Source organism: Microbacterium sp. KUDC0406, assembly GCF_021582875.1.
GTDB lineage: Bacteria > Actinomycetota > Actinomycetes > Actinomycetales > Microbacteriaceae > Microbacterium.
Genome location: NZ_CP091138.1, coordinates 2,445,813 through 2,467,046, shown reverse-complemented (window position 1 = coordinate 2,467,046; position 21,234 = coordinate 2,445,813). Strand labels below are relative to the sequence as shown.

Annotated in this window: 20 protein-coding genes; 14 read left to right on the top strand and 6 right to left on the bottom strand. The window is 69.5% G+C overall.

All coding sequences use genetic code 11. The features are described from left to right. Nucleotides 1-21 precede the first annotated feature (21 nt). Entirely contained in the window at nucleotides 22-537 is a 516-nt protein-coding gene (locus L2X99_RS12295) for a hypothetical protein (RefSeq protein WP_236126485.1), read from the top strand. Between the two features lie 61 nt (nucleotides 538-598). Further along, nucleotides 599-1,396 (top strand): MerR family transcriptional regulator, encoded by a 798-nt coding sequence (locus L2X99_RS12290; protein ID WP_236135182.1) that lies wholly within the window; start codon nucleotides 599-601, stop codon nucleotides 1,394-1,396. Nucleotides 1,397-1,503: 107 nt separating this feature from the next. On the opposite strand, the gene L2X99_RS18655 is transcribed toward L2X99_RS12290, so the two are convergent. The 3 genes from L2X99_RS18655 to L2X99_RS12280 are packed head-to-tail and all read right to left on the bottom strand — an operon-like array spanning nucleotide 1,504 to nucleotide 3,334. After that, nucleotides 1,504-1,680 (bottom strand): response regulator transcription factor, encoded by a 177-nt coding sequence (locus tag L2X99_RS18655; RefSeq protein ID WP_442923446.1) that lies wholly within the window; start codon nucleotides 1,678-1,680, stop codon nucleotides 1,504-1,506. After that, the gene (locus L2X99_RS12285; protein ID WP_442923445.1) at nucleotides 1,653-2,156 is read right to left on the bottom strand and encodes a response regulator; all 504 of its coding nucleotides are present in this window, start codon (nucleotides 2,154-2,156) and stop codon (nucleotides 1,653-1,655) included. Before L2X99_RS12285 ends, L2X99_RS18655 begins: the two co-directional genes overlap by 28 nt. After that, nucleotides 2,153-3,334, bottom strand: a complete 1,182-nt coding sequence (locus tag L2X99_RS12280) for a sensor histidine kinase (RefSeq protein WP_236126486.1) — start codon at nucleotides 3,332-3,334, stop codon at nucleotides 2,153-2,155. The genes L2X99_RS12285 and L2X99_RS12280 overlap by 4 nt, the downstream gene beginning before the upstream one ends. A gap of 159 nt (nucleotides 3,335-3,493) precedes the next feature. Here L2X99_RS12280 and L2X99_RS12275 point away from each other — a divergent pair, with 159 nt between their 5' ends. After that, a complete protein-coding gene (locus tag L2X99_RS12275; protein ID WP_236135181.1) occupies nucleotides 3,494-4,339 on the top strand; it encodes a hypothetical protein in 846 nt (281 codons plus the stop codon). On the opposite strand, the gene L2X99_RS12270 is transcribed toward L2X99_RS12275, so the two are convergent. Beyond that, nucleotides 4,294-5,379, bottom strand: a complete 1,086-nt coding sequence (locus L2X99_RS12270; RefSeq protein ID WP_236126488.1) for a LacI family DNA-binding transcriptional regulator — start codon at nucleotides 5,377-5,379, stop codon at nucleotides 4,294-4,296. The two genes, L2X99_RS12275 and L2X99_RS12270, sit on opposite strands and share 46 nt — an antisense overlap. 15 nt (nucleotides 5,380-5,394) lie before the next feature. Next, nucleotides 5,395-6,372: a hydroxyacid dehydrogenase gene (locus tag L2X99_RS12265; protein ID WP_236126489.1), complete on the bottom strand. Its 978-nt coding sequence runs from the start codon at nucleotides 6,370-6,372 to the stop codon at nucleotides 5,395-5,397. A gap of 372 nt (nucleotides 6,373-6,744) precedes the next feature. On the opposite strand from L2X99_RS12265, the gene L2X99_RS12260 reads away from it, so the two are divergent. From L2X99_RS12260 to L2X99_RS17930, 7 genes are read left to right on the top strand one after another with little or no spacing between them, the layout of a single operon-like run. Further along, a complete protein-coding gene (locus tag L2X99_RS12260) occupies nucleotides 6,745-7,623 on the top strand; it encodes an ABC transporter permease (RefSeq protein ID WP_236135180.1) in 879 nt (292 codons plus the stop codon). Next, a complete protein-coding gene (locus L2X99_RS12255; protein WP_236135179.1) occupies nucleotides 7,613-8,557 on the top strand; it encodes a carbohydrate ABC transporter permease in 945 nt (314 codons plus the stop codon). Before L2X99_RS12260 ends, L2X99_RS12255 begins: the two co-directional genes overlap by 11 nt. A 38-nt stretch (nucleotides 8,558-8,595) precedes the next feature. Then, nucleotides 8,596-10,227, top strand: coding sequence for an extracellular solute-binding protein (locus tag L2X99_RS12250; protein WP_236126491.1), 1,632 nt, complete (start codon nucleotides 8,596-8,598; stop codon nucleotides 10,225-10,227). Continuing rightward, the gene (locus L2X99_RS12245; RefSeq protein ID WP_236135178.1) at nucleotides 10,224-12,158 is read left to right on the top strand and encodes a DUF2264 domain-containing protein; all 1,935 of its coding nucleotides are present in this window, start codon (nucleotides 10,224-10,226) and stop codon (nucleotides 12,156-12,158) included. The genes L2X99_RS12250 and L2X99_RS12245 overlap by 4 nt, the downstream gene beginning before the upstream one ends. Nucleotides 12,159-12,168: 10 nt before the next feature. After that, nucleotides 12,169-13,617, top strand: a complete 1,449-nt coding sequence (locus tag L2X99_RS12240; protein WP_236135177.1) for an alpha-L-fucosidase — start codon at nucleotides 12,169-12,171, stop codon at nucleotides 13,615-13,617. A gap of 42 nt (nucleotides 13,618-13,659) precedes the next feature. After that, nucleotides 13,660-14,967 carry a flavin monoamine oxidase family protein gene (locus tag L2X99_RS12235; protein WP_236126493.1) on the top strand — a complete coding sequence of 436 codons (1,308 nt, stop codon included), beginning with the start codon at nucleotides 13,660-13,662 and terminating at the stop codon, nucleotides 14,965-14,967. Then, the gene (locus L2X99_RS17930) at nucleotides 14,931-15,056 is read left to right on the top strand and encodes a hypothetical protein (protein WP_268928511.1); all 126 of its coding nucleotides are present in this window, start codon (nucleotides 14,931-14,933) and stop codon (nucleotides 15,054-15,056) included. Before L2X99_RS12235 ends, L2X99_RS17930 begins: the two co-directional genes overlap by 37 nt. Before the next feature lie 75 nt (nucleotides 15,057-15,131). Here L2X99_RS17930 and L2X99_RS12230 read toward each other — a convergent pair whose 3' ends face one another. Beyond that, nucleotides 15,132-15,770, bottom strand: a complete 639-nt coding sequence (locus tag L2X99_RS12230) for a Pr6Pr family membrane protein (RefSeq protein ID WP_236135176.1) — start codon at nucleotides 15,768-15,770, stop codon at nucleotides 15,132-15,134. Nucleotides 15,771-15,851: 81 nt separating this feature from the next. Between L2X99_RS12230 and L2X99_RS12225 the strand changes: the two genes are divergently transcribed. The 4 genes from L2X99_RS12225 (at nucleotide 15,852) to L2X99_RS12210 (ending at nucleotide 20,824) form a co-directional block, all read left to right on the top strand. After that, nucleotides 15,852-16,223 carry a fluoride efflux transporter FluC gene (locus L2X99_RS12225; RefSeq protein WP_236126495.1) on the top strand — a complete coding sequence of 124 codons (372 nt, stop codon included), beginning with the start codon at nucleotides 15,852-15,854 and terminating at the stop codon, nucleotides 16,221-16,223. After that, on the top strand, nucleotides 16,220-16,582 hold the full coding sequence (locus L2X99_RS12220; RefSeq protein ID WP_236126496.1) for a fluoride efflux transporter FluC: 363 nt from the start codon (nucleotides 16,220-16,222) through the stop codon (nucleotides 16,580-16,582). The genes L2X99_RS12225 and L2X99_RS12220 overlap by 4 nt, the downstream gene beginning before the upstream one ends. 159 nt (nucleotides 16,583-16,741) lie before the next feature. Next, nucleotides 16,742-17,296, top strand: coding sequence for a TetR/AcrR family transcriptional regulator (locus L2X99_RS12215; protein ID WP_236126497.1), 555 nt, complete (start codon nucleotides 16,742-16,744; stop codon nucleotides 17,294-17,296). A 15-nt stretch (nucleotides 17,297-17,311) separates the two neighbouring features. Further along, nucleotides 17,312-20,824 (top strand): efflux RND transporter permease subunit, encoded by a 3,513-nt coding sequence (locus L2X99_RS12210; RefSeq protein ID WP_236135175.1) that lies wholly within the window; start codon nucleotides 17,312-17,314, stop codon nucleotides 20,822-20,824. The last annotated feature ends 410 nt before the right edge of the window (nucleotides 20,825-21,234 follow it).

Sequence of the window (21,234 nt, the reverse complement as noted above, 5' to 3'; positions counted from 1 at the left end):
TCGGCTCGTATTCTTGGGTGCGTGCCAGGACCGACTCCGGAATCCCCTGCGGCGCGGCTGCTGCGTGCCAGCTTCGCCACGGAAGAGGCCGTCTACGGCGTGATCCTCGTGGCCGGGATGATCGCCGTCTCGGGAGCTCACGGCTCCACCTCGCTGCAGGTCTTCGCGACCGTGCTGGTCACCGTCGTCGTGTTCTGGCTGGCGCACCTCTACGCGGGGACCGTCGCGGGGCACGGCCTGGACCACGACCGCATCGTGGGCCTGGGGGAGTCGTTCCGGCACGCGCTGCGACGGTCGCTCGGTCTGCTGCTGTCGTCGTTCATCCCGCTGCTGATCCTGCTGCTGGGCGCCGGGCGCCTGATCGACGACAGGGTCACGATCTGGCTGGCGCTGTGGACCTGCGTCGCGGTGCTGGCCGTGCTCGGCTACCTCGCGTTCCGGCGGCGCGGCGCGCCGTGGCCCATCCGGCTGCTCGGAGCGCTGACCACGGCGGCGTTCGGCGTCGTCATCATCCTCGCCAAGGCGCTCATCCACTGACCGCTTGACATTGACGCAACGTCAACTTCTACCGTGGAGACATCGACGGAAGGAGGACGCCATGGACTGGTCGATCCAGGAGATCGCCCGGCTCGCGGGCACCACCAGCAGAACGCTGCGGCACTACGACGACATCGGCCTGCTGACGCCCACGCGCATCGCATCCAACGGCTATCGCCACTACGACGAGGCCGCCCTGGTGCGGCTGCAGCGCATCCTGCTGCTGCGCGAGCTCGGACTCGGGCTGCCGCAGGTGGCCGATGTGCTGAACATCGATGGGTCGCTGAGCCTGTCGAAGCGCCAGGCCGAGGCATCCGCCCTCAAGACGCACCTCGCACTGCTGAGGCAGGAGCAGGACCGGCTCGCGCGGCAGATCACCTCTGTCGAAGACACCATCACCGCATTGAGAGAAGGAGGAACCCTCATGGCTGAGAACATGTTCGACGGGTTCGATCACACGCAGTACAAGGAAGAGGTCGAAGAGCGCTGGGGCGAGAAGGCGTACGCCGACTCCGACCGCTGGTGGCGCGGCATGACTGCGGCCGAGCAGGATGCCTGGAAGCAGCGCGTCTCGGACCTCGGACGTGACTGGATCGCCGCCGCCGAGAGCGGCGCCGACCCGGCATCCGACGAGGCGCAGGCGCTTGCCCGCCGTCACGTCGAGTGGCTGACCTCGGTGCCCGGCACCCCGGCCGCCCTTCGACAGGCTCAGGGACCCGACCCAGACGTCAAGGGATACGTGATCGGTCTCGGCGAGATGTACGTCGCCGACCCGCGCTTCGGCGCGAACTACGGCGGCGCAGAAGGCGCCGCGTTCGTCCGCGACGCCCTGCGCGTCTACGCCGACGCGAACCTGTGAAGATCCGCTCCCGTCGCACTCTCTGTCGTCGACGACCTCGTCGAGACGACGAGAAGTGCGACGGGACGTGGTCTCTCCGGGAGCCGACCGGAGCCTCCTGCCGCCAGTCAGCCGCCCGGCACGACCAGCCCGGACTCGTACGCCGCGATGACGGCCTGAACGCGATCGCGCAGCCCGAGCTTGGCGAGGATGCTGCTGACGTGCGTCTTGACGGTGCCCTCCGAGACGTGCAGACGGTGGCCGATCTCGACGTTGCTCAGGCCGTCGGAGATCGCGACCAGCACCTCTCGCTCCCGGTCGGTGAGGGGGTGAGCGGGCCGTCGGCCGATGCCCGTGGCGGCCGTGCCACGTACTGCTCGACGAGGCGCCGCGTCAGCGTCGGCGCGAGAAGCACGTCGCCCGCGGCGATCGCGTGGATCGCGGCGAGGATCTGCTCCGGGCCTGCGTCTTTGAGAAGGAACCCGGCGGCCCCCGCGCGCAGCGCGCCGTACACGTACTCGTCGAGGTCGAACGTCGTCAGCATGAGCACCCGCGTCGCCCCGCTCGCGGCGAGGATGCCGGGAACGGCCGCTATCCCGTCCGTTCCGGGCATCCGCACATCCAGCAGCATCACCTCGGGACGGTGGGCGCGGGCGAGCTCGACGGCCTCGGCGCCGTCCCCGCCTTCCCCGGCGAGGACGAGGTCCGGCTGCGAATCGACGATCATCCGCAGTCCGGCGCGGATCAGCGGCTGATCGTCGACGATCGCCACGGAGATCATGACATCTCCTCCGCAAGGGGCAGTACGGCGGTGACGACGAATCCGCCGTCCGGTCGCGGCCCGGCCTCCAGCGTGCCGCGCAGCGCGGCGACCCGCTCGCGCAGTCCGATGAGCCCTCTGCCACTGCCGTGCAGCGCCGTCGGGGCATCGCCGCTGCCGTTGGCCACCTCGACGCGCACCGTGTCGTGGCGCTCTCGGGCGATCGACACATCGGTCTCGGTCTGCCCGGAGTGCTTCAGGGCGTTCGTCAGCCCCTCCTGTACGACGCGGTAGCACGCCAGCTGGGCGCTCGCAGCGATCGGCGGAAGGTCGTCGGCGAGCCGCAGGCGCACGGGCAGGCCGAGCTCCCGCATCCGGTCGCAGAGCGCAGGGATGTCGGCCAGCGTGGGCTGCGGGGTCAGTTCCGGGTCACCCGCCGCCACGTCGCCGAGCACGGTCAGCATCGTGCGCAGCTCGCGCAGCGAGTCCTGACCGAGGGTCTCGATGCGCGCGAGCGCTGCGACGGCGGCATCCGGATCGTGCGTCGATGCCAGGCGAGCGCCTCCGGCCTGCATCACGATCACCGTGATCGTGTGCGAGATGACGTCGTGCAGCTCCCGCGCGATGCGGGCCCGCTCCTGCTGACTCGCGCGCTCCTCGGCGACGGCCTGCTCAGCGGCCGTGCGCACGAGACGGTCCCGATAGCCGGCACCGCTGCGCGCCAGCACTCCGATCGCGAAGCCCGCGATCAGCAGCGCGGAGTTGAACAGGATCCCGCCCGGGTCGCGCATGGCGGGGAACACGAGCGGCAGCACGGCCATCCCGGCGGCGCTCATGACGAGAGCCGTGTACGCGAGCGGGCGGGCCACGTGCCGGCCGCAGGAGTACAGCGCGACCACCCACACCATGAACTCGTCCCAGTAGGTCAGGCTCGTGGGCAGGATCAGCGCCGGCACGATGAGCACCACGAGCACGATCACCAGCGTGAGGAGCGGGTGATACCGCCGCAGCAGCAGCGCGAGGCAGGCGATGGTACCCGGGATCAGCGCCGTGATGGCGGGGGCGGTGCCGATCGGCTCGGTGAACATGCCGGTGTAGGCGTCGAGCATGCCGAGCCCGGCCAGCACGATCGGCGGCGCGGCGTCGAAGACCACGTGGCGCCAGTGCTCCCGCCACCACCGCTGCTGCTGGTCCGGCATGCCACCACGGTAGTGCGGTGCCGTCGGGCGCGCATCCGTCTTGCGACAGAGAAAGGCCTGGTCGTTCGAGGGATGCTCGCCGGCCCGCCGGCGGAGGCGCGCGGCGCTGCGGCGCGCATACTCTGATGCGATTCCGATCCCGGACCTCAGGAGGAAACCATGAACTGGACACGAACGGATGCGGCGCGACGAGTGATCGTCGTCACCGGTCTGCTGCTCGGACCGGTGCTGCTCGTGCTGTCGGTCGCCATCAACCTCACGGCGCCGGGGGAATCGATGCGGGCCGACTTCGATGCGATGGCCGCCAGGCCGGGGCTGATCGTCGCTGAGGCGCTGCTGGAGACGATCGGCTTCACGATCGTGCTGGCGTCCGTGGCCGGCGCTGCACACGCACTGCGCAGCCGCGGCGGTGCGCTGGGCACGTGGGGTGCGGTCCTGGCGGTCCTGGGGATCGTCGGATTCAGCTTCTCGAACGCGAACGGCTTCACCCTGGCCGAACTGGCCCAGCTGCCGGATCGGGACGCCGCTTTCGCGACGGCCACCTCACTCATGTCCAGCGACATCTCCGGCATCGTGGGCACCGTGGGGACGGTGCTCGAGATGCTCGGGCAGATCGGCATCCTGCTCGTGATCGCCGGTCTGATCAGGGCGCGGATAATGCCCATCTGGACGATCGTGATCGTCATCGTGGGAGCGGCGGTCAACGCCGTGCTCGGTACGATGATCGGCACTCTGATCGCGGATGTGCTGCTGCTCGCGGTGTGCGCGCTGGCCGCCGTCCGGCTCGCGCGGGGAAGCCGCGAGGCCTGGCTGGGGATGGCATCGGCGCCGGCATCCGCACGCACTGCCTCCCCGCGGGCGGCGCGCGCTGATCGCCGCACCGCAGTCCTGATCTCCGCTCCCACCCGCGGGAAACCCTCGCGGCCATGGATCAGCGGGCATGGATCGGCGGGCGTGGATCAACGGGCGCGAGGCGGGGCGACCGACTCCCGGTGCACGAGGTAGGTGCCCAGGATGAGGTCGTCCTCCGGGGTGCGGGCGAAGGCGTCGTGCTCTGACAGCGCGGCGCGCAGCGCCTCGCGACCCATCTGCTCGAGCGGCACGTGCACCGTCGTGAGCTTGGGAGACAGATCCACCGCCAGCGGAGTGTCGTCGTAGGCGACCACGGACATGTCCTGCGGGATGCTCACCCCGGCATCGCGCAGCGCGTCGTAGACTCCCGCCGCGATCGTGTCGTTCACCGCGAAGATCGCCGTCGCATCCGGTGCCTTCTCGAGCAGCGCCTGTGTCGAGGCCCGCCCTGCGGCGCGGCCGAACCCCTCGGTGCGGATGATCGTCTCATCGATCTCGATCCCGCGTGAGCCGAGGGCACGCAGGTAGCCGTCCAGGCGACGCGAGATCGACGGGATCTCGCGCTCGCCGCCGATGAACGCGATGCGCCGATGCCCGTTCGCGATCAGGTGCTCGGTGACGGCGAACGCCCCGCCCTCGTTGTCGTACGCGACCGATCGGGTGACCGAGGGGATCGTCAGCGCCGGGTGCGCGCACAGCACCAGCCGGCTGCCCATGGCCTCCAGGGCCTCGGCGCGCTGCACCAGCTGACGCTGGTACGGCAGGTCGACGTGGGTGCCGCTGACGAGGATGACGGCGTCGACACGGCGCTCGCGCATGAGATCGATCAGCGTCATCTCGTGTCCTGCGCGGGAACCGGTGGTCGCGATGATCGCGAGCCGGCCGGACGCCTGGGCGGCCTGCTCGAGCCCGCGGACCATGTACCCGAAGAACGGATCGACGAGCTCGGGCACGATGATGCCGATCGTGCGGGTGTCCGAGCGGGCGAGTGCTCTCGCGTTCGCGTTCGCGGCGTAGCCGAGTTTGGCGACGGCCCGCAGCACGCGGTCGCGCGTGCCCGCCGCGACGGGGTAGTTGGCGTTCAGCACGCGCGACACCGTCGCGGTCGAGACGGATGCGAGCTCGGCGACGTCGCTGATCGTCGCCGCTCGCCGCAGCGCCGGGCGCGACGCGTGGTCAGAAGTCGAAGACACGATCCCCCTCGGCGGCTATGCCATGATCGCGAAGTCCGCCGGGCGCACTTCATGGTCGAACGTACCATCCGCCGCGAATCGGCCGACCTCGGCGACGGCGAGTTCGCCGAGGCGCGCGATCTCGTTGCCGAGGGCGCCCGCGATGTGCGGGGTGATGACGACGTTGGGCAGGCGGTAGAGCGGCGAGTCGGCGGGCAGCGGTTCGGGGTGAACCACATCGAGGTAGGCGTCGAGACGGCCGGACACGAGCTCGGGCGTGAGCGCCTGCGTGTCGATCAGGGCGCCGCGGGCGGTGTTCACGATGACCGTGCCGTCCCGCATCAGCCCGAGCTCGGCGGCGCCGATCATTCCGACGGTCTCGTCGGTCAGCGGCGCGTGCACGGTCACGGCGTCGCTACGCCGGCAGAGATCCGCGAGGTCGACCAGCTCCCCACCCAGTTCGGCGGCCTGGACGGCGGAGATGAACGGGTCGTACAACAGCACGTCGGCGTCGATGGTGCGCAGCATCCTGAGCATCTCGCGGCCCACGCGGGAGGCGCCGACCACGCCGACCACGACCCGGTACGTGCCGATCGGCGGCATGCTGCGCGCGTCGCGGATGCCCTTCGTCTCGCGCAGCTGGGCCGCGAAGCGGCTCGCGCGCTTGAGCCCGAAGACCGTGCTGGCGAGAGCGAACTCCGCCACGGGGATCGCGTTGGCGCTCGCGCAGCTGCTCACCCGGATGCCGCGGGCGAAGACCGCCGGGTCGAGGAACAGGCGCACGGTGCCGGCGGCGTGCACGATCGCCCGCAGCGCCGGAGCCTTCTCGAGGATGGTCGTGTCGACCCGAGGCGTGCCCCACCCCGTGATGAGGACCTCGGTCTCGGCGAGCACCCGCAGCGCGTGCGGGGAGTCCAGCTCCGACAGCGGTGCGGGGTCGACGATGTCGGCGCTCGCGCGCAGTGCGGCGAGGACCGCGGGCGGGAAGGCGGCGGTGTGCGCGTCCACGTCCATAGCGAAGGCTACGCGGGGGTGCCAGCTCATTCGTGCTCTCCGTCGAATCGAAAGTCAGTAAGCGATTACTATCACGGTACTGCATCGGCGCGCCAGCCGTGAGCGCGAAATTCTCGGTAATGACGCAACACATCGGATCTCTCGTTGACAGCTTGGAGAGCGATGGGTTACCTTCTGTAGAAATCGCTTACTAGCGATCGACCATCCGTCACCAAAGACGTTCGGAGGATGCGGTGACATCAGCACCCGTCGCGAGCAGGCCCCAAGCGGTCGAGCCCGAGCCGCCGCGCAAACATGCCAGGAAGGCGCCGACGGACCGACCGGCACGGCGCGCGGAAGCTGTCGTTCGGCGCGCGGTTCCGTCGCGACCGGATGATGCTCCTGCTGATCCTGCCCGGCTTCCTGTATTTCGTCGTGTTCCACTGGCTGCCGATCCCGGGCAACATCATCGCCTTCGAGGACTACCAGCCCTACCTGGGCTTCATCGACAGCGTCTGGGTCGGGCTCGACAACTTCGCGGCGGCGTTCTCGGATCAGGCGTTCTGGTTCGCGCTGCGCAACACGCTGGTGATCACGCTCATGCAGCTGATCCTGTTCTTCCCGGTGCCGATCATGCTGGCGCTCCTGCTGAACAGCATCATGTCCCCCGGGCTGAAGAAGTTCGTGCAGAGCGTGATCTACCTGCCGCACTTCCTGGGCTGGGTCATCATCATCTCCATCTTCACCCAGCTTCTGGGGCCCACCGGTGTGATCCCGAACCTGTTCGAGTCGCTCGGTCTGCCGAGCATCAGCCCGATGACCAACCCCGACACCTTCCCGCTGCTGGTCACAGTGCAGACGATCTGGAAGGACGCGGGCTGGGGCACGATCATGTTCCTCGCGGCGCTGGCGAGCATCGACAACGATCTCTACGAGGCAGCCGCCATCGACGGGGCCGGCCCCTGGCGACGGACCTGGGCCGTCACGATCCCCGGAATGATGCCGATCATCGTGCTGCTGCTGATCCTGAATCTCGGTTCGGCACTCTCCGTCGGCTTCGAGCAGATCATTCTGCAGCGCAACAACGTCGGCGCCCAGGCCGGTGAGGTGCTCGACACCTACGTCTACTACCACGGCATCGTCGATGGCCAATGGGGCACGGCGGCCGCCGTCGGGCTCGTGAAGGGTGTGGTCGGCTTGTTCCTGGTGCTCGGCGCCAACAAGCTCGCCCATCTGTTCGGACAGGATGGGGTGTACTCCCGTGAGCGTTGAGATGAATGCGCCGACCACGGTCATGCGGCTCGGAACGAAGGGCGCGCGTCGGCTGAAGGCCCGGCGCCCGGTCTGGATGGAGAAGCCCAGCATTCCGATGCAGGGCCTCAAGGGACTGGTGCTTCTGGCCGTCTGCATCGCGGTGATCTATCCGTTCCTCACCGTCATCGGCACCAGTCTGTCGACGCAGCAGGAGATCGCGGCCAACAACGGATTCGTGCTCTTCCCGCAGCATCCGACCCTCGACGCGTACAAGACGATCCTCTCCGGCGGCATCGTCACCGATGCGCTGATCCGCAGCATCGGCATCACCCTCGTGGGCACCGCGCTGTCGGTCGCGCTCACGGTGATGATGGCCTACGGGCTGAGCCGCAAGGGGGTGATGGGCGGCAACTTCTTCCTGATGACGGCGCTGCTGACCATGCTCTTCACGCCGGGCATCATCCCGACCTTCCTGGTGGTGAAGGAGCTGGGACTGCTGAACACCTATGCCGCGCTGATCCTGCCCACCGCACTGTCGGCCTTCAACCTCGTGATCGTCCGGTCGTTCTTCAAGGGCATCCCCACCGAGCTCGTCGAGGCGGCCCGCCTCGACGGCGCCGGCGATCTGCGGATCCTCTGGCACGTGATGCTGCCGCTGTCGAAGGCGGTGATCGCCGTCGTAGGCCTGTTCTACGCAGTCGGGTACTGGAACGCGTTCTTCAACGCGATGCTCTACGTCAACAGCGACAAGTGGCCGCTGGCCATGGTGCTGCGGCAGTACGTGCTGCTCGGCTCGTCGCTCGATCAGAGCGCGGTGGGCGAGATCGCGGCGCCCACGCAGGCCATCCAGATGGCCGTGGTGGTCATCAGCCTGGTGCCCATCCTGCTCGTCTACCCGTTCCTGCAGAAGTACTTCACCAAGGGCGTCCTCACCGGCGCCGTCAAGGGCTGAAAGGCCCACGTCCCACCCCCATCAAGAGAGGACCTGCAATGTCCATCAACGAGATCGCTGCTGATCGTCGTACGTTCCTGAAAGTCGCCGGCTTCGGGCTGCTGAGCGTCGCTGCCGTCGGCTCGCTCGCCGGCTGCGGCACGAAGCAGGAGCTCGTCGTCTCGGACTCCAACTCGGTCAAGCTGCCGACCTTCCTCAAGGCGGAGGGCTTCACCCCCGACCTCGCCGGCACCGCGGAGGGCGTTCCTGCGGCGTACTTCAACTACCCGGCCAACCCGGTGCGCACGGTCACGACTCCGCCGCTGAAGGGCGAGACGTTCACGGCGATCACGAACATCTTCGGTCCGCCGCCGAACGCGCGTGAGAAGAACCCGGCCTGGCAGGAGATCGAGAAGCGCCTGGGCGGCAAGCTCGACATCACGGCGGTGTCCGCCGATGACTTCACCACGAAGTTCAACACCACCGTCGCCGGAAACGACATCCCCGACATGATGCTGAACGACGGAGCCTCGATCCCCGACATCATCGGGTTCCTGCAGGCCAAGTGTCAGGACCTCACTCCGTTCCTCTCCGGCGATGCGATCAAGGACTACCCGAACCTCGCCGCGATCCCGGAGCTGTACTGGCGGCAGACGGTGCGCGACGGCAAGATCTACTTCCTGCCGATCCCGCGCGGCGGCGCGGCAGGCCTCGGCTTCTACAACGCCAAGCAGTTCAGCGCCGCCGGTGTCACCGACACCTCGAAGATCAAGGACGCCGACGAGTACCTGTCGGTCATGAAGGAGCTCACGAACGCCAAGGCGAACCGCTGGGCGTTCGGCTCGACGGCGTTCGGTCTGAGCACGTTCCACCAATTGTTCGGGGTGCCGAACCAGTGGCGCGACGACGACGGCAAGCTGACCTACTCCTTCGAGACCGACGAGTACCTCGAGTCGATCTCGTTCGTGCAGAAGGCGGCGGCTGCCGGATACATCGTGCCGGGCAGTGACGCGTGGACGAAGTCGCAGATGGTGAACGCCTTCACCAACGGCCAGGTCGCGCAGATCTATGACGGCCTGCCCGCCTTCTTCAAGTCCGACGGCTACGGACCCACCGTGCCGGACTCGGCGCCGTTCCTGCCGTTCGCCGCGAACGGCGGCAAGCCGAGCGCATGGCTGGACAACATCGTCTTCGCGACGACGATGTTCAAGAAGAACGACAAGGCCGCCATCAAGAAGCTGCTCGGCATCGCGAATCTGCTGGCAGCACCGTTCGGCAGCGAGGAGTACCTGCTGATCAACTACGGCGTCGAGGGTGCCGACTACACGCTCGACGACAAGGGCAACCCGCTTCCCACGCCGGCCGCAGCCGGCGACACCACGGTTCCGTGGAAGTACATCGCGGCGCCCAGCCCGGTGCTGTACCTTCCGGGTCAGGAGGAGATCATCCGCAAGACCCACGCCACATACTCGAACCTGATCCCGATCGGCGTCGAGGACCCCACGGCCACGCTGTTCAGCCCGACCAACGCCTCCAAGGGCAACACGATCAAGCAGCCGGTCAGCGACGCGGCGCAGGACTTCATCGCGGGCCGCAAGAGTCTCGACGACGTCAAGGCAGCGATCAAGACCTGGCGCTCGGCCGGTGGAGACAAGATCCGCAAGGAGTACGAGAAGGCGCTGGACAAGTGACCTCCGAGCACGACCCCGCAGCCGGCCCTTCCGCCCGCAGCTTCTGGACGGAGACCGCCGACCGGTGGCTCCGCGCCGTGCGCGAGCACGGCGCGGGCGACCCGGCCGGGGTCGTGCTCCCCGGCCGGGTGACCGGCGACGGCGTGCGTCGCGAGTCGATGGAGACCATCGGCCGCAGCTTCCTGCTCGCGTCCTCCCGCATCGCCGGCGCGGCGGCGGATGACGCCGACGCGGACGCGCTGGTGGAGTTCTACGCGCAGGCCATCGTGGACGGCACGGACCCTGCGCATCCGTCGCGCTGGCCGCTGGGCGTGACCTGCCGCACGCCGCTCACCGGCATCACCAACTCGATCGTGGAGGGGGCGAACCTCGCGTTCGGGCTCTACACCGCGGGCGACCGGTTCTGGACGAGACTGGATGCCCGGCAGCAGCGCCAGGTGCTCGCCTGGCTGCGACACCACGCGCAGCGCGAGGTGTGGCAGAACAACTGGCAGCTGTTCCCGGCGATGGCCGAGGCGTTCATCCGGCATGTCGACGGCGACGCATCCGGGCTGCGCGGCGAGCGCAATGTGGCCAGGGTCGAGGGCTGGTACCTCGGCGACGGCTGGTACACCGACGGCCCCGAGCACGCGATCGACTACTACAACGCGTGGGCCATCCATCCCTACCTCTGGGCGTGGTACCGGATGACCGACCGCACGGAGACCCTCGAGGGGCAGCGGCACCTCGAGCGTCTTGCCGCCTTCGTCGACGGGCTGCCCTCGTTCGTGGCATCCGACGGGGCGCTGCTGCACTTCGGCCGCTCGCTGACCTACCGCACGGCGGCCCTCGCGCCGCTGTGGTGCGCGGAGATCTCGGGCGTCAGCCCGCTGTCGCCGGCGCACACCCGCGAGGTCGCCACGTCGGTGCTGGACGGCTTCGTGCGACACGGCGTCGGCACCGACGGACAGCTCGGCCTGGGCTGGTACGACGAGTACCTGCCCGCCATGCAGGACTACAGCGGCTTCGGGTCGCCCTATCTCGCCGGCATCGGATTCCTCGGGCTGTCGCTCGACGCGGGGCATCGGGTGTGGACCGAGGAGGCCGCGCCGGCGGATCGGCCGGCGTTCACCCGCTCGTTCGCGGACGCCGGCATCACGCTGAGCTCCGCCGGCGGCGAGGCTCCGGTCATCCTGGTGAACCACGGCTCGGATCATGCCGAGCTCGCGGTGCAGCCGCACGGCATCCCCGACCCGGACGATCCGCACTACGCGTCGTTCGCCTACTCCACCCACACCGCGCCGGAGGTGGGCGACGGCTGGCTGGAGGCCGTCGACGGACACGTCTCGCTGTTCGACGACGCCGGGAGGCCGAGTCGGCGCGTGAAGCTGCGCGGGCAGATCGCGGACGGCCCGATGAGCGCCTCCGTGCACTATCCGCAGATCGACGGGAAGCTGCTCGTCGGAGCCTGCATCGTCACGGCATCCGTCGTGAACCGCGGCACCGAGGTGCGTGCGCACCTGGTGATGGCGCCGGCATCGCACGACCGGATCCGGGAGGGGTCCTTCGCGCTGGCCGGCGCCACGGCACCGGGCGCCACGGCAGACGGGCTGCAGGCGGAGGTCTCGAACGGCGCGCACCGCGCCGTGCTCACCGGCCTGCACGGGTGGGATGCCGCGGACACCGTCGCCCATCGCGGGTCCAACGCGATGGGCGAGCACTCGGCGATCCCGGTCCTCACGGCTGCGCGCGCCGCGGACGAGACCGTGCACGTGGCGCTGCATCGGCTGCTGCGCGAGGGCGGCGACGCCGGCGCGGATCCGCGGGTCGAGGTCGACGGCACCAGGCTCGTCGTGGACTGGCCGGACGACGGCATCCACGTCGAACTCGACCTGCGCACGGTGGTGGAATGGGACGGCCAGCCCGGCAGGCCCGGTGGCCGCCGCGTCTGATCGGAGCACCATGACCGCCATCACGAATCCCTGGACCACCCGCAGCCGCACCGCTGACGATCCCGTCGACGTGCGCTACGGACCGCTCGTCGCCCGCCGCGACGACGAGGGCATGCGGCGCTTCCGCCGCTACGGCCTCGGCCAGTTCATCCACTTCGGGCTGTACTCGATCCCGGGGAACGAGTGGAACGGGGTCAGCGCGAGCGAGGGCGCCGCCGCGCCGGAGTGGATCCGCGCCTGGCGCGGGCCGTCCGCGCCCGAGGACTGGGCAGGGACCTACGACCGCCTGAACGAGGTGTTCGACCCGACCGGACTGGACGCCGGGGAGTGGGCGCGGCAGGCGAAGCGGATGGGCGCGCGGTACGTGATCTTCACGACCAAGCATCATGACGGCTTCGCCCTGTGGCCCTCGGCGCACTCCGACTACACGGTCGCGCAGTCGCCGTGCGGACGCGACCTCGTCGGCGAGGTGGTCGACGCGTACACGGCCGAGGGCATCGACGTGTTCCTCTACTTCTCCGTGCTCGACTGGCATCACCCCGGTTACACGACCTCGGTGCCGGCGGACGACGCCGGCCGGGCCGGCTGGCAGGACTTCCTGGACTACACCCGGGCGCAGCTGCTCGAGCTGCTGGAGCGCTACCCGGCCGCGCGCGGTCTGTGGTTCGACGGCACCTGGGATGCCTCGTGGGTGGCGTCGTACGAGTTCACGCACCGCCTCGAGCAGGAGCTGCGCGCGCGCCGGCCGGGGCTCATCATCGGGTCGCGGTTCCGCAACGACGAGCACGGGGCGCGTCATTTCGACTCGAACGGCAGGCTGCTCGGCGACTACGAGCAGGGCTGGGAGCGCAAGCTGCCCGCTGATCATGCCATGCTCGACGGCCACGACTGGGACGGCGTGATGACGATCGGGCCGAACGCCTGGGGGTATATGAGGCACACCGGCGACCAGTACCAGAAGACCGCCGATGACCTCATCGACCTGCTCATGAGGTGCCGCTCGATGGGCGGCAATCTCGTGGTCAACTTCGGCCCGGACGGCGATGGCCGGATGACGCCGTACGAGGGCGAGATCGCCGAGCAGCTCGGCGCGTGGGTCGCCGCGAACGCGGAGGCCGTTTACGACGGCGGGCACGTCGACCTCGATCCCACAGGGATGGGATGGCTGACCGGAGACGACGAGCGGGTGTTCCTGACCGTCGTGAACCGCCCGGTCACGGGCATCGCGCGGCTGCGCGTCCCCGCTGATGCGTCACGAGTGCCGGTGTCGGCCCGCCTGCTGGCATCCGGGCAGGGTCTCGAGCTGCGCCGCACCGACATCGGCTTCGACCTGGATGCCGCGACCTACTGCGACATCGCGATCCCGTCCGACTTCGTGAGTACGAGGGCGTTCGTGATCGAGCTGACCCTGGGCGACGCGGTCGACCCCGCGGCGGAGCGCATCGACGCCTACATGTGACGCAGTCCGGCGGAACCGCGAGGCGGATAGGCTGACATCACGATGGAGATCACGCGTCGCACTCTTCTCGTCGGTGCCGGGACCGGCGCCGTCGCCGTGCTTCTCGCCGCATGCACGCCGGAGCCCGAGCCCACGCCGACGACGCCCGCGCCCACCGCGAGGCCGACCATCCCGACCGGCGGCGTGCCGATGCCCGCGGACTGGAAGCGCAGCACCTGGTCGACCGACCCGTACTCCCACGGCGCGATGAGCTACCTGCCGGCCGGGGCGACGCCGCAGCACCGCGCCGACCTCGCCGAGCCGATCGGCGACCGCGTCTTCCTGGCCGGGGAGGCCATGGACCCCGAACGTCCCGGCACCGTGCTCGGCGCCATCGACTCCGGGCGGCGAGCCGCCGTCGCAGCATCCTCGGCCGCGAGCGAGGGCGAGCGCATCGCCGTGATCGGCGCGGGGGCGGCGGGAGCGGTCGCCGCGAGGACGCTCGCCGACGCCGGCCGCGACGTGACGATCTTCGAGGCGCGCGATCGTCTCGGCGGACGCATCCAGTCGATCACCGACGAGGACTGGCCGGTTCCGGTTCAGCTCGGGGCCTGGCTGTCGGCGACCGACGATGCGGTGTCGCTGCGCGACCGGCTCGCCGCGCTGGGGGTGGACGACATCGAATTCGACACCGCGACGGGGTGGTCCGAGAACGGCGCGGAGCCGACCGTCGACGGTGCGCCGATCGCCGATGCCGTGAAGCGGGCGGCCGGCAGCCCCACCGATCTGTCGATCGCGGACGCGCTGAAGGACGACGGCGCCGATCCGTCGGATCCCGCGCTCGCCGCGGCGCTGGCCTGGCTCTCGGCGACCTCCGGCGTCGACGTCTCGAAGGCGTCCAGCTGGTTTCCGCCCGTCTTCGCGCAGGACTCGCTGGCCGGCGCGACCGGTGACGTCGGAGAGATCGTCGAACAGGCGCTGAAGGGACTGAAGGTCACCCAGGCGTCGCCGGTGATGCGCATCGCCTACGACGACTCCGGCGTGAGCCTGCGCCTCGGCACCGGGGAATCGCTGTCCTTCGACCGCGTGATCGTCACCGTCCCGCTCGGCGTGCTGCAGAAGCAGGCCATCGAGTTCTCCCCGCTCTGCCGTTCGCGCACCGCGGAGCGATCGCCGCGCTCGGCTCGGGCTTCGTCGAGACGGTGTGGCTGCGGTTCGACGAGTCGTTCTGGAACGTCGATGCCGAGATCTGGCACGTCATCGGCGGCAGCGGGTCCATCCGCACCTGGCTCAATCTCGAGCCGGCGACCGGTGAGCCGGTGCTGGTCGGGCTCGTGGGCGGACCCGACGCCGAGGCGTTCGCGAAGCTGAACGACCGCGACGCCGAGGCCACCGCCCGCGAGTCGCTGATGCCCTTCGTCGCGGCGACCGCGACTCCCACGCCGACGTCGACCCCCTGACCTTGGCCCTTCGAGACTGCACGCCCGCGCCGAGACGGGGGCGCAGCGCCGCTGTCTCGGCGCGGGCGTGCAGTCTCAGAGGGAGGAGGCCTCGGTGGTGTGCATCCGGCTCAGCAGGACCAGTCCGCACGCGACGATGGCGAAGATCCCCAGGGCGATCATGCAGGTCAGCACCATCTCGAGAATCCCGGACACCTGCCGCGGGTCGAGGAAGTAGTACGGGTACCAGCCGATGATCCCGCCGCGCCAGATCGTGAACAGTCCCCAGATCACGGGGTACAGCAGCACGTAGGGCACGATTCGCCACGATGCGGCGCTGCGTCCCGGCCCGAAGATCCACGCGACGATCGTCCATGTCGGCAGCACGAAGTGCAGCACGATGTCGGACCACGGCACGGTGATCGGGATGCCGCGGATGCCCGCCTGCCAGACGATCAGGGCGAAGGCGAGTCCGGCGGTGATGGTCCAGCTCAGCACGATGGCACGGGCCGTGGTGAGCCAGGGCGGATCCTGCGGCATCCGCAGCGCGATGACCCCGGCGATGACGGCGAGGACGGTGAACGCGATGTTCGACTCGATCGTGAGGTATGCGAAGAAGTTCTGCCCGGCGATGGTCTGAGAGCCCAGCCCCCAGAACATCCGGTGCACGAGGGCGACCCCGCAGAGGGTCGCGGCCAGCAGGCGCGACCATCCGAAGACCGTTCGCAGAGTCACTCGCGCGTCGCCCTCCTCGTCCGGGTCGGCGGGAACGTCACCCGGCCGAGTCTACGGAACCGCCGCGCGTAGAGTTGCGGGGTGATCCTCGTCCGCGCCCTCATCGTCGCCGCGGGCGGCGCGCTGGGGGTCGCGCTGCGGATGCTGCTGGGCATGGCGATCCCCGACGCCGGGGGCGTCCCGGTCTCCGTGCTCACGGCCAATGTGATCGGGTCGTTCCTGATCGGCGTGCTCACCGCCCGCCTGCCGGCCACGAAGAGGCGCCTGTTCCTGGGCACCGGCGTGCTGGGCGGGTTCACCACCTACAGCGCGTTCACGGTGGGGGCGGTGGGGCTCTGGGCCTCGTCCCCGCTGCTCGCCGCGGGCTACGCGCTGGGCAGTCTCGTGCTCGGCATCGCCGCGGCCGCGGTGGGGCTGCACCTGTTCCGCCGGGAGCAGGGGAGCGTGCGATGACGCCGCTGGTGTTCCTGCTCGCCGCGCTCGCGGGGGGTCTCGGCGCCGCGGTGCGGTACCTCGTCGATGTCGGCATCGCGAGGCTCACCGGCACGCGATACCCGTGGGGCGTGTTCCTGATCAACCTGACCGGATCGTTCGCCCTCGGGCTGATCGTGGCAGGTCTGCCGGATGCCTCGTTCATCGTGGGCACCGGCTTCCTCGGCGGCTACACGACGTTCAGCACCGCGATGCTCGACACCGTCGCACTGTGGCGCGACGGCGAGCGCCGGGCATCCGCCTTCAACGCGATCGGCATGCTGCTGCTCGGCCTCGTCGCCGCTTTCGCCGGCCTCGCCCTGGGCTCCCTCGGGCGTTGAGCGAGGGAGCGAAGCGACCGAGACGAAACGCGCCATGCTTCCCAGAACACGTCACCCCGTTTCGTCTCGCTCCGCTCGCTCAACGACCAGGAGGGCTCCCAGCGAGGGCACAGCCGCGAAATGTACAAACGTACATGTACTGATGTCCAGGAGGACCGGATGCAGGAAAGCGAGCGCCGCAGGCGCGACCCCGAGGCTCGCCGTCGCGCGATCATCGAGGCGACCGCCGAGCTGATCACGGAGGTCGGCGTCGACGCCGTGACCCACCGCATGATCGCCGCCCGCGCCGGTGTCCCGCTCGGTGCCACCACCCAGTACTTCGACACGCTCGACGACCTGCGTGCCGCCGCGCTGCAGCTGATGGTCGATCACGTCGATCAGCAGATGGCGGTCCTGCGCAACGAGATCGCCGAGCGCGGGGCATCCCCGGCCGTGCTCGCCGCGATCATCCATGCCGCCCTGGTCGACGCGGTCGCGGTGCAGACCGATCGTGCAGTGGTGACCGCGGCGGTCCGCGACCCGCAGCTGCGCCGGATGGCCCGCCAGTGGTCGGGCCTGGTGGCCTCCTTCCTCGAACCCGAGCACGGTCCGGAACGGGCCCTCGCCGCATCCGTCTTCATCGACGGCATTCTCTGGTACACGCAGATCAACGATGATCCGCTGCCGCAGCACATCATCGAATCCGCCCTCTCCGGCATCCTCGTCCGCCCCTGACCAAGGGAACCCCATATGTGGAAGCTCTCCGTCCTCAGCCTGCGCAACCGCGCACTGATCGCGCTGATCACGATCGTCGCGGCCGTCTTCGGCGGCCTCGCGCTGACCAACCTCAAGCAGGAACTGATCCCCTCGCTCGAGCTCCCGGCGCTGGTGGTGATGTCCAACTACCCCGGCGCCTCGCCCGAGGTCGTCGAGAACGACGTGTCCACCCCGATCGAGACCGCCATCCAGGGTGTGCCCGGACTGGAGTCGACCACCGCGACCAGCACCACCAACGCGTCGATCGTGCAGGCGACCTTCACCTACGGCACCAACCTCGCGACCGCCGAGCAGAAGATGCAGCAGGCGATCAACCGCATCTCGCAGCAGCTGCCCGACGCCGTCGAGCCCCAGGTGCTCTCGGTGTCGATCGACGACTTCCCCGTGATCCAGGTCGCCGTGACAGGCTTCGATGACGCCGAGACCGCGCAGGCCGACCTGGAGAGCATCGCCATCCCCAAGATCGAGGAGGTCGACGGGGTCAACGCCGCCGAGATCGTGGGCGGCACCGGTCAGCGCGTCACGATCACCCCGGATGACGCGAAGCTCGCCGAGCACCGGGTGAGCCCGGACCAGATCTCGCAGACGCTGCAGCAGAACGGCATGCTGTTCCCGGGCGGCTCGATCACCGAGGGCGACAGCACCTACACCGTGCAGACCGGCGCCAAGCTGACGACGACGGACGAGATCGCCGCGCTGCCGATCGTCGGGACGGATGTCACCATCGGCGACATCGCCACGGTGAAGCAGGAGAACGACCCGGTCACGTCGATCTCGCGCGTGGACGGCGAGGACGCGCTGACGATCGCCGTCACGAAGCTGCCCGCCGCCAACACCGTCGAGGTGTCCACCGGCGTGACCGACGTGCTCGACGACCTGGAGAAGTCGTTCCCCGGGGCGACGTTCACCGTGGTCTTCGACCAGGCTCCATTCATCCAGCAGTCCATCGACTCACTCGCGACCGAGGGCCTTCTCGGCCTCGTGTTCGCCGTGATCGTCATCCTCGTCTTCCTGCTGTCGATCCGCTCGACGCTGGTCACCGCGATCTCGATCCCCACGTCGGTGCTGATCACGTTCATCGGTCTGCAGGCGTTCGGGTACTCGCTGAACATCCTGACCCTCGGCGCGCTGACGATCGCGATCGGGCGCGTGGTCGACGACTCCATCGTCGTGATCGAGAACATCAAGAGGCACTACGTCGAGGGCGCCGACAAGGGCGAGGCCATCCGCCTGGCCGTGAAGGAGGTGGCGTCGGCCGTCACCGCCTCGACGATCACCACGGTCGCGGTGTTCCTGCCGATCGCCTTCGTCGGCGACATGGTCGGCGAGCTGTTCCGCCCGTTCGCGATGACCGTCACGATCGCGATGGCCGCATCGCTGTTCGTCGCGCTGACGATCGTGCCGGTGCTGGCCTACTGGTTCCTGCGGCCGGGCAAGCCGCTGCTGGACGAGCACGGCAACCGCATCGACCCCGAGGACCCGGCGGCTCCGCCGACCCCGCTGCAGAAGATCTACCGTCCGATCCTGTCGTGGACGCTGAAGCACTCGCTCACGACGGTCGCGCTCGCCGCCGTGGTGCTGATCGGGACGCTGGCGATGGCGCCGCTGATGAAGGTGAACTTCCTCAGCGACTCCGGCCAGAACACCATGACCGTGACACAGGATCTCGGCCCGACGGCCAGCCTGCAGGCGCAATCGGATGCCGCGGCGAAGGTGGAGGACGCCCTCGACGATGTCGACGGGATCCAGCACGTGCAGGTGTCGATCGGTTCGAGCGGATCGTCGCTGCGCGACGCGTTCTCGGGTGGCGCGGGCATCACCTACTCGATCCTCACCGACGCCGATGCCGATCAGGAGCAGTTGCGTGACGACGTGCAGGACGCCGTCGACGGGCTGGACGACGTCGGCGACATCAGCGTCGCCGGCTCGCAGGGCTTCGGCTCCAGCGACATCGAGGTGACGATCACGGCGAACGACTCGGACGACCTGCAGACCGCGACCGACGCGCTCGTGAAGGAGATCGACGGTCGCGACGGCGTCGGGCAGGTCACCGACAACCTCGCCGCCTCGCTGCCGTACATCGCCGTCGTCGTGGACAAGGACAAGGCGGCGCAGCACGGGCTGACCGAGGTGGCCGTCGGCACCATGGTGTCGAACGCCATGCAGCCGAAGCAGATCGGCTCGATCGAGATCGACGACACGGCGCTGACCGTGTACCTCGCCGACCCCGAGCCGCCGACCACCGAGGCGTCGCTCAAGCAGCTGACGATCCAGACCCCGACCGGACCGGTCGAACTGCAGGACGTCGCCACCGTCGAGCAGCGCGAGGGCCCGACCTCGATCACGACCGAGAAGGGCCGCCGCACCGCCACGGTCACTGTGCCCCCGGCATCCGACGACCTGGCCGTCGCGACGGCGTCGGTCAACACCGCGATCGAGAAGGTCGATCTGCCTGCCGGCGCGAGCGCCGAGATCGGCGGCGTCGCCTCGCAGCAGGCCGACTCGTTCTCGCAGCTCGGACTCGCGATGCTCGCGGCGATCCTGATCGTCTACGTGGTGATGGTGGCGACCTTCAAGTCGCTGCGGCAGCCGCTGCTGCTGCTGGTCTCGGTGCCGTTCGCGGCCACCGGTGCGATCCTGCTGCAGATCGTCACGGGCGTTCCGCTCGGCGTCGCCTCGCTGATCGGCGTGCTGATGCTGATCGGCATCGTGGTGACCAACGCGATCGTGCTCGTCGACCTGGTGAACCAGTACCGCGAGAAGGGGCTGTCCGTGCCGGAGGCGGTGCTCGCCGGTGGCGAGAAGCGTCTGCGGCCGATCCTGATGACGGCGCTCGCGACGATCTTCGCGCTCACGCCGATGGCGCTCGGCATCACCGGGCACGGCGGGTTCATCTCGCAGCCGCTGGCGATCGTCGTGATCGGTGGCCTGGTGTCGTCGACCGTGCTGACGCTGATCGTGCTGCCGACGCTGTACAACCTCGTCGAGGGTGCCCGCGACCGTCGCGCCGCGCGTCGCGCTGCTCGCGGCGGAGACGCCGGTTCGGCTCCGAAGCCGGACGCCGGTCCGGATGCCGGTGGGCCGAGCTCTGCGGCAGCAGCCGTGTCCGCGGCGGATGCCGCCGTGCCGGCGCTGGTCGGCGCCGCGGCTGGATCAGGAGCCTCGGCTTCGGATGCCCCGGTGGACGGTGGAGCGCGGGGCGCATCCAGGCCGATCGGACACGTGCCGGTGGCACCCGCAGCGGAGGCACCGGCCCAGGATGCAGCGTCCTCGGCGTCCGAGACCGCAGCGGCGGATGTTGCCCGGCAGCAGCCTGCCGCGCACCCGACGGTGTATGACGCTCCGGCCGCTCCGGCACCGAGCGCGGCCTCTTCGTCAGCGATGGCGGCTGCGGCCGTCGGCATCCGCCGCCGCTGCGGCCGCAGCTGCTGCCGTCGGCATCCGCGATCGTGGCCGCGAACGCGAGCCAGGAGGAGCAGGCGCTGACCCGTCGCGAGCTGCGCGGCCGCGGCATGCCGTCGGCGAACGACGTGAACCACGGCTGACCTGCGCTGAGAGCCGTCCGGTCCCGGGTGCCGCAAGGCGTCGGGACCCCGGACGGCTCTCGCGTTCCAGCGCGGGCCCGTCTGCTCGCCCAGGTCGCAGACGCTCTCGCTCTGCCTGAGCTTCTTTCGCTCCGTTCGCACTCTGAATCGTCGATCTGCGCGAATACCAGACCACGGCGCCGCTCTACGACTGGGACGGCGTCTGGCGCTGAGTCGGGGTCGCCGTACAGTTCGCGCTGCAGTTCCTGGCCCACGCGGCGCATATCAGCGCCGCGTGAGCGAGGAAGCGCCGCGCGAACCGTCACGCCTTCGGCACGTCCCACGGCGCCCGGGTCGCACTTCGTGCCGCTC

Coding starts and splice junctions, on each gene's coding strand:
- L2X99_RS12235 (WP_236126493.1), top strand. CDS start 13,660: ATGGAGATCACGCGTCGCACTCTTCTCGTCGGTGCCGGGACCGGCGCC.
- L2X99_RS12210 (WP_236135175.1), top strand. CDS start 17,312: ATGTGGAAGCTCTCCGTCCTCAGCCTGCGCAACCGCGCACTGATCGCG.
- L2X99_RS12215 (WP_236126497.1), top strand. CDS start 16,742: ATGCAGGAAAGCGAGCGCCGCAGGCGCGACCCCGAGGCTCGCCGTCGC.
- L2X99_RS12275 (WP_236135181.1), top strand. CDS start 3,494: ATGAACTGGACACGAACGGATGCGGCGCGACGAGTGATCGTCGTCACC.
- L2X99_RS12260 (WP_236135180.1), top strand. CDS start 6,745: ATGATGCTCCTGCTGATCCTGCCCGGCTTCCTGTATTTCGTCGTGTTC.
- L2X99_RS12250 (WP_236126491.1), top strand. CDS start 8,596: ATGTCCATCAACGAGATCGCTGCTGATCGTCGTACGTTCCTGAAAGTC.
- L2X99_RS12280 (WP_236126486.1), bottom strand. CDS start 3,334: ATGCCGGACCAGCAGCAGCGGTGGTGGCGGGAGCACTGGCGCCACGTG.
- L2X99_RS12285 (WP_442923445.1), bottom strand. CDS start 2,156: ATGATCTCCGTGGCGATCGTCGACGATCAGCCGCTGATCCGCGCCGGA.
- L2X99_RS12240 (WP_236135177.1), top strand. CDS start 12,169: ATGACCGCCATCACGAATCCCTGGACCACCCGCAGCCGCACCGCTGAC.
- L2X99_RS12265 (WP_236126489.1), bottom strand. CDS start 6,372: ATGGACGTGGACGCGCACACCGCCGCCTTCCCGCCCGCGGTCCTCGCC.
- L2X99_RS12290 (WP_236135182.1), top strand. CDS start 599: ATGGACTGGTCGATCCAGGAGATCGCCCGGCTCGCGGGCACCACCAGC.
- L2X99_RS12220 (WP_236126496.1), top strand. CDS start 16,220: ATGACGCCGCTGGTGTTCCTGCTCGCCGCGCTCGCGGGGGGTCTCGGC.